General features: G+C 44.2%; 7 protein-coding genes and 1 tRNA gene. 3 read left to right on the top strand and 5 right to left on the bottom strand.

The window, feature by feature from the left end; translation table 11 throughout:
- Window positions 1–280, bottom strand: a 280-nt coding sequence (locus BLV62_RS24465) for a transposase (protein ID WP_139170386.1), incomplete at its 3' end; no start/stop codon positions are given.
- 71 nt (window positions 281–351) lie between these two features.
- Here BLV62_RS24465 and BLV62_RS24460 point away from each other — a divergent pair.
- Entirely contained in the window at window positions 352–1,905 is a 1,554-nt protein-coding gene (locus BLV62_RS24460) for a recombinase family protein (protein ID WP_089765187.1), read from the top strand.
- On the opposite strand, the gene BLV62_RS24455 is transcribed toward BLV62_RS24460, so the two are convergent.
- From BLV62_RS24455 to hflX, 3 genes are all read right to left on the bottom strand, one after another.
- Window positions 1,868–1,944, bottom strand: a tRNA-Asn gene (locus tag BLV62_RS24455). The two genes, BLV62_RS24460 and BLV62_RS24455, sit on opposite strands and share 38 nt — an antisense overlap.
- 152 nt (window positions 1,945–2,096) lie before the next feature.
- A complete protein-coding gene (locus tag BLV62_RS24450) occupies window positions 2,097–2,438 on the bottom strand; it encodes a Rieske (2Fe-2S) protein (RefSeq protein ID WP_089765185.1) in 342 nt (113 codons plus the stop codon).
- The gene (gene hflX / locus BLV62_RS24445; protein WP_089765183.1) at window positions 2,438–3,628 is read right to left on the bottom strand and encodes a GTPase HflX; all 1,191 of its coding nucleotides are present in this window, start codon (window positions 3,626–3,628) and stop codon (window positions 2,438–2,440) included. The genes BLV62_RS24450 and hflX overlap by 1 nt, the downstream gene beginning before the upstream one ends.
- 119 nt (window positions 3,629–3,747) lie before the next feature.
- Here hflX and BLV62_RS24440 point away from each other — a divergent pair, with 119 nt between their 5' ends.
- Window positions 3,748–5,775: a S9 family peptidase gene (locus tag BLV62_RS24440; protein ID WP_089765182.1), complete on the top strand. Its 2,028-nt coding sequence runs from the start codon at window positions 3,748–3,750 to the stop codon at window positions 5,773–5,775.
- 18 nt (window positions 5,776–5,793) lie between these two features.
- On the top strand, window positions 5,794–6,567 hold the full coding sequence (locus tag BLV62_RS24435) for an enoyl-CoA hydratase-related protein (protein ID WP_089765180.1): 774 nt from the start codon (window positions 5,794–5,796) through the stop codon (window positions 6,565–6,567).
- A gap of 73 nt (window positions 6,568–6,640) precedes the next feature.
- Here BLV62_RS24435 and BLV62_RS24430 read toward each other — a convergent pair whose 3' ends face one another.
- On the bottom strand, window positions 6,641–7,342 hold the full coding sequence (locus BLV62_RS24430; protein ID WP_089765178.1) for a porin family protein: 702 nt from the start codon (window positions 7,340–7,342) through the stop codon (window positions 6,641–6,643).
- Between the last annotated feature and the right edge of the window lie 261 nt (window positions 7,343–7,603).

Raw genomic sequence — 7,603 nt, 5'->3', positions numbered from 1 at the left:
AGATGCCTATGGCCTTTTTTAGTATTTCTAGTTCCAGTTCTGAGTCTTTAAGTTTTTTCTCCAAGAAACTAATCCGCTCTTGTTCTGGCGTTTGCTTCATATTTCCATTCCCCGGGAAACTTCCTGATCCAAACTCTTCTGACTCTTTACGCCACTTATATAATTGGGCAGCAGAGATTCCTAACTCACGAGCTAGCTCAGAAAGATTCTTCCTGTTTTTACTTAATTCAACTGCTCGCTCTTTAAAAATGCGATCGTACTTTCTACGGACTTTAATCATTATTTCAAAATTAAGATATTTTATTGTTCTTAACTTGATCTGCCGACTAAGTTAGCAACTCCACACTTACCATGAGAAAGAATGTAATCATTTACACCAGAGTGTCAACTGATGAACAAGCAAGGAGTGGATATAGCCTTAATCACCAAGAGCTTGCAATTAAAACTTATTGCAACCTTAAAGGTTATAATATAGTACAGATTATACGTGAAGATCACTCCGCAAAGACTTTCGACCGGCCAGAGTGGTTAAAATTAATAGCATTTCTGAAAGCAAATAAAAATCAGGTTGATACTATATTATTCCTAAGATGGGACCGGTTTACTAGAAATGCAGAAGAAGCACTAAAAGTAATACGTGAACTAGGCAGTTGGGGCATTACAGTGGATGCTACAGAGCAGCCATTGGATTTAAGTATTCCTGAAAATAAGGTATTGTTGGCTTTATACCTTACCATTCCAGAGGTTGAAAATGATAAAAATGCAATCCGTACAAAAGAGGCTTCCCGTAGATCAAGGCAGGAAGGCTTTTGGACGGGAACACCGCCATTTGGGTATGATAACTTTCGAGATGTTAACGAAAAATCCACATTAGTTCCCAATGATAAAGCCGCATTGGTTAAAGAGGCTTTTGATTTGATGGCTACTGGCGTTTATTCTGCTGAGGAAGTAAGAAAGAAATTAAAACCTAAAGGTATCTACCAGGGCAAACAAGCATTTTTGAATTTGTTACGCAATGTCGCGTACATAGGAAAAATACATATTGCAGAATATAAAAAAGAGGCGGCCTATGATGTTATAGGCGCTCACCCTGCAATTGTTGATGAAGGTACTTTTAATACTGTTCAGGATATATTGAAAGGCAAAAAGCCAAATTTCAATTTCGGCTTAAACCGAACAAATACGTATCCACTAAGGCAGTACCTTAAATGTCCAAAATGTGGTGGTGGTCTTACTGCCAGTGGTTCACGAAGCAGAAATAAGCAGATTTACCATTACTATCACTGTATAAATAATAGCTGTAAGATCAGATATGGGACAGACGGTATCCACAGCGATTTTGACTCTTTCTTGCGCTCTTTGGTAGTACCGGAAGAAATTACAGAATTATACCAACATATTTTAGAAGATGTCTTTAAGAAAGATGATTTAGAGCGGTTGAAGGCTATTCAGGATTTGCAGGGAAAAATTACACTAATACAGAAACGTATCAAAAAAGTAGAGGACGACTATTTTGATGAAAGATTACCTATTGCTGAATATGTAGCCATTAAAGAACGCTACACTTCAGAAATGGCAACCCTAAACAAAGAGATCACAGATAAAAAAATGGAAAAAACGCCCTTTAAAAAATATCTGTCTTTCGGCCTGTCAGTTGTTGGAAATATTCAACACTATTATGATCAGGCACCTCTGGAAGTAAAACAAAAGCTCATAGGTTCGATTTTCCCAGGAAAATTGACTTATGAAAATAATTCATTTCGAACCGGTCAAGTGAATGAGGTGTTCCAGCTAATAACCAGTAATAACAAGGTTTTCCAAGCAACCAAAAATAAAAAGGTCGGCAAAATTGCCGACCAGTCTAGTATGGCTCCCCCTGCTGGACTTGAACCAGCGACCCTCTGATTAACAGTCAGATGCTCTAACCAACTGAGCTAAGGAGGAATAACCTTCTATCTTTCCCTAATCGTTTGCGCGATTTGGGATTGCAAAAATAGATAAATTTTTATTTCTGCAAAATCTTATTTAAAAAAATTTAGTTCATTTCTATCAAAACCGCTACCACAAAGGAATTCAACGAATAAAAAACTTTTACACTACCAAAACCACCCACTTTTTTCTAACCCTAACCACCACCCGTCTTCCCGCTTTTCCAACGGGTAAGTTTTAAGATAATACCCCTCCCCACTGGTATTGTAGCCGTTTTTCAGGCTGAATTTATACCGGTGCAAAGGGCAAACCACGTTACCGATAGCATCTATAAAGCCGTTGGCCATAATCCCTCCAGCATGCGGACACTTATAGGCAAATGCAAAAAGCTGCCCTTGGTAAAGGGTAAAGCAGATCTTTTTGCCATTTACTTCTATAACCTGGATATCTTTTTCTGTTAAGGGAAGATTCGTTTCATCTACCTGGTACCAGGACAATTCTTTAGCCATTAATAAAAGAATTCGGTTTTATAAGGGTAACGCTCCCGGTATTGCTGGATCACTTTTTCGAGAATGGTTTTCCGCAGCTCATCGATATTCCGCCGTTCCAACGCCGAAATAAACACGCAGTTACCCTGGGTTTTAACCTCCCAGTCGCGCTTTAAAGTTGCCAGGATCTCTTCTTTCACCTCCGGCTCCAGCCATTTATCGAAGGTATTGGCCTCATAAAGGTCCATCTTGTTAAAGATCATGATCGTTGGCTTCTCAAATGCTTTCAACTCCTGTAAGGTACGGTTCACCACTTCAATCTGCTCTTCATATTGCGGATGTGAAATATCTACTACATGTATCAGGATATCGCTTTCCCTTACCTCGTCGAGGGTCGATTTAAAGCTCTCTACAAGATGGTGAGGAAGTTTGCGGATAAACCCTACTGTGTCGCTCAGCAGGAAAGGCGTTTGCTCAAATACCACTTTACGGGTTGTGGTATCCAGGGTTGCAAACAGCTTATTCTCTGCAAAAACTTCACTTTTGCTGAGCAAGTTCATAATAGTGCTCTTGCCCACATTCGTATACCCGACCAAAGCAACGCGGATAAATTCTCCCCGTTCCTTACGCTGGGTAAGCGATTGCCGGTCGATTTCCTCCAGCCGCTTGCGGAGCAATGCGATCTTGTCTTTAACGATACGACGGTCCGTTTCAATCTCGGTTTCACCCGGACCACGGCTACCAATACCGCCTCCCTGGCGCTCCAGGTGACTCCACATACCACGCAATCGCGGCAGGATATACTGGTACTGCGCCAGCTCTACCTGCACCTTAGCCTGCGCCGTGCGGGCGCGGCGGGCAAATATATCCAGGATTAGGTCACTACGGTCGATAACCTTTACTTTCAGTACTTTTTCAATATTGGCAATCTGAGAGCCTGTAAGCTCATCATCAAAGATCACGATAGAAATATCCCTGCCGGCAATGAACTGGAAGATCTCTTCCAGTTTCCCCTTTCCTACGAAAGTTGCCCTGTCGGGATGCGCCAGGCGTTGTGTGAACCTTTTTACAGTGACAGCTCCGGCCGTCTCCGCCAGGAACTCCAGTTCATCCAGGAACTCATTAACCTGGCGCTCTGTCTGTTCCCGGGTGATCACTCCAACAATAACAGCTCTTTCTTCTTTTTGTACTACTTGTTTTTTCTCTATCAAGTTGTTTCTGTATTTGCTGCAAATTTACAAGAATTTGCCCGATCCCCTAAAAAAAGCGCCACTGGCTAAATCCGCTTTTCTTCCTACATTTACCCGATCCAAAACAATTTACTGCAATCATGTATAAATCTTTTTTACTGACAGGATTATTCATATCAACTATGGCAACAGCCCAGGATAAGATGACTCCCGAATTGCTCTGGCAACTGGGCAGAGTAAGCGGAGAGGCCTTGAGTGCCGATGGAAAGACAGTGATCTATGGCGTATCTCAGATCAATCTGGCAGAAAATAAAAGTGAGAAAAACCTCTATGCTATCCCGTTAGCAGGAGGATCGCCTCGCCAATTGACCCAAACTCCCGGCGCTGAAGGCGATGTGGCCGTTCTGCCGGGCAATAAAATAGGGTTTTCCCTGAAAGGCCAATGGTACGAAATGAATGCCGATGGCTCTTCTGTTGTGCAAAAGACCAATGTAGAAGGAGGAATGCAGAATATCCGCATCTCCCCCGACGGCAAACATATCCTCTTTTCCAACGAGGTTAAGATCAAAAAGATATCAGGCGTCGACCATTATCCCGACCTGCCCAAATCCAACGTCCAGATATACGACAACCTGAACTACAGGCACTGGGATACCTGGGAAGACGGCAACTTCTCCCATGTTTTCTATGCCAGCTACGAAAATGGTACCGTAGGCACGCCTGTGGATATCATGAAAGATGAACCGCACGACTGCCCGCAAATGCCTTCCGGCGGCCCGGAAGATATGATCTGGAGCCCTGATGGCAAAAGCATCATCTATGTAACCAAGAAAAAATACGGTAAAGACTATGCGATCAGCACCAATACCGATATATACGAATACGACCTGGCTGCAAAAACAACCCGCAATCTCTCAGAAGGCATGATGGGGTACGATGTAGCCCCGGTTTTCAGCACCGACGGCAAATACCTGCTCTGGTTAAGCATGGCCCGCGACGGTTATGAAGCAGATAAAAACGATATCATCGTCCTCAACCGGGCTACCGGCCAAAAAGCCAACCTGACCAAGGGATGGGACGGCACCGTATCTTCCGCCCGTTTCAGTAAAGATGGTAAAAAAATATACTTCCTCGCAGTAATAAAAGGAACAGAACAACTGCTGGAGATCAGCCTCCAGAAAGACCTGGCACAAACAAACGAAAAGCATATACGCCAGGTCACCAGCGGCGATTTCGATATCAACGGTATACTGGACCAGGCAGGAAACACCATGGTAGTTTCCCGTACAGATATGAACCACGCCGCCGAATTATTTAAAGTTGATCTGAATAAAGGAACCGTTACTCCGCTCACCAACGTAAACAATGACATCTACTCCAGGATCGGTTCCTGCAAAGTGGAAAAACGCTGGATCAAAACAAGCGACGGAAAAGAAATGCTTACCTGGGTGATCTTCCCGCCGGATTTTGACCCTGCAAAAAAATACCCGACCCTGCTCTATTGCCAGGGCGGCCCTCAATCTGCTTTATCACAGTTCTATTCCTACAGGTGGAACTTCCAGCTGATGGCTTCGCAGGGATATATTGTTGTTGCGCCTAACAGGAGAGGCATGCCGGGCCATGGAGTAGAATGGAATGAAGCTATCAGTAAGAACTGGGGCGGACAACCGATCATGGACTACCTGAGCGCAATTGACGAGGTAAGCAAAGAAAGCTATGTAGACAGGTCCCGCCTGGGTGCAGTTGGCGCCAGCTACGGCGGTTATTCTGTTTATATGCTGGCAGGAGTGCACGGAAACCGGTTCAAGACCTTCATTGCCCACGATGGCCTGTTCGATCTTAAAAGCTGGTATGGCACTACAGAAGAACTCTGGTTTGCCAACTGGGATATAGGAGCATATTGGGACCCGGCCAATGCCAACATCTATAAGCACTTTAACCCGAGCGAATACGCCAATAACTGGAATACGCCGATCTTAATTATCCAGGGCGGCATCGATTTCCGGGTGCCTATTGAGCAGGGCTTGCAGGCATTCCAGCTCGCCCAGCTGAAAGGGATCAAGAGCAAGATCCTCTACTTCCCTGAAGAAAACCACTGGGTGCTGAAACCGCAGAACGCAATTGTTTGGCAAAGGGAGTTCTTCAACTGGCTGAAAGAGACTTTATAATCAAATAACACCAAAACAATGACTTTACTATTGGAAATCCGGGATGGTATTGCTACCATCACACTAAACAGGCCTGAAGTATACAACGCCTTTAATGATCCGCAGAGCTATGAATTGCAGGATGCTTTGAAGAAAGTGGAAAAGGACGAAACAGTGAGAGTGGTAGTTTTAACCGGCGCCGGGAAAGCTTTCAGTAGTGGTCAGGACCTTAAAGCCGCCATGGAAGGAGGGAAGCGCGATTTAGGCGAATCCCTCCGCCTGCGTTACAACCCGATCATCCGCGCCATACGGCAAATGCCTAAACCCGTCATCTGCCGGTTAAACGGCGTGGCCGCCGGCGCGGGATGCTCCATCGCCCTGGCCTGCGATGTTATTATCGCCAGCGAGGAAGCCAGCATGATAGAGATATTCATCAACATTGCACTGGTACTGGATTCAGGCTCTTCTTACTTCCTGCCCCGGACAGTAGGATATCACCGGGCCTTTGAACTGGCTACCAAAGCAACGAAGATCTCCGCTGCCGAAGCCCTGCAGCTGGGATTGGTGAATAAAGTAGTTCCGGCAGCAGACCTGGATACCGCGGTTGCCGAAGAAGCGGCGTATTATGCAGCGGCTCCTACCAAAGCAATCGGGTTACTGAAAAAGTTACTGAACAAGGGAATGACAGAAGACCTGGATAAGGTGCTGGATTATGAGGCCTACTGCCAGCAGATCGCAGGCAGTTCGGCGGATAATGAAGAAGGGATCAGGGCATTCCTGGAAAAACGTAAGCCGGTATTCAAAGGCAAATAAACGCTTATCGGCGCTAAAAAAGTAAAAGGGTCCCCGCATTGCAGGGACCCTTTTACTTTTTAGAATATCGTTATTATAAGCCGCTGATGGCTATACCGATCTGGTAAGCTTTGATATCAACATTGCTTTTATCGTCTTTCAGTAATGGATTCAGGGCAAAAGAACCGAACAGGGCAATGTTGCCCATACCTATACGGCCGGTAGCAGAAAACCTCCATGGGTTGAAGAATCCCCTGTTTGCATCTTTATCTATGTTCTTGGTACCGTTAGCGCCGGTATATTTTACTTTGGTATGTGCATCTACCAGGGCGCCTATCTTTAAGCCGATAGCAGCTTTAAAGCCTTTGTTGGCATTATCAGGAACGCTGCGATAGCGCAATTCCACGGGAATTTCTATGTAAGTGGTAGCTACTTTATTCTTCTTTGTATTGGTTACAGGGAAAGAAACCTGGTTAGCGTTTAACCTGCCCTGGATATCCATTGTATGATCTTTAAGATAAACGCCGCTGGTGCTGATACCAATACCTGGCGCAATGCTCAGTTTGGACTTTTTGAACGGGAAATCGTACATTAGGGCGATGTTAAACCCACGGTTGAGACCTGTCTTGATACTATCCGGAGTTCCTGACCAGCCTTCATAGGCAATTTGTACCATCAGGAAGTCGTTGGAACGGGTTAGCTTATTAACCGCTTTATTCATCGGAGAGCCGCCGTCCTGCGCAAAAACCCCTAAAGAAACAGCTATCAGACCAAGGGTAAAAAGTATTTTCTTCATAAATTATACATACTTGGGAAAAAGAATATTAGGCAAATATAATGGAATGATTGTAACACAATTGGTTAAAATATTGAAAAATAAGTTTGCGTGTAAACATTCGCGTTCCCGAAAGTACACAAAAACTGATTTTTGGCTAACAACTTTTCCAGATGACCAGAAATTTGAACAAAGATGAATAGCAATATTCATATAAAATATGCTAATTTGAAGTAACAATTCCTTAAATACCGTCATAACCCCTGCCAATGCTTTCAAATT

Origin of the sequence: Chitinophaga terrae (ex Kim and Jung 2007), assembly GCF_900107795.1 — a bacterium.
GTDB classification, from domain to species: Bacteria; Bacteroidota; Bacteroidia; order Chitinophagales; family Chitinophagaceae; genus Chitinophaga; species Chitinophaga terrae.
This window is presented reverse-complemented; position numbering and strand designations above follow the sequence as displayed.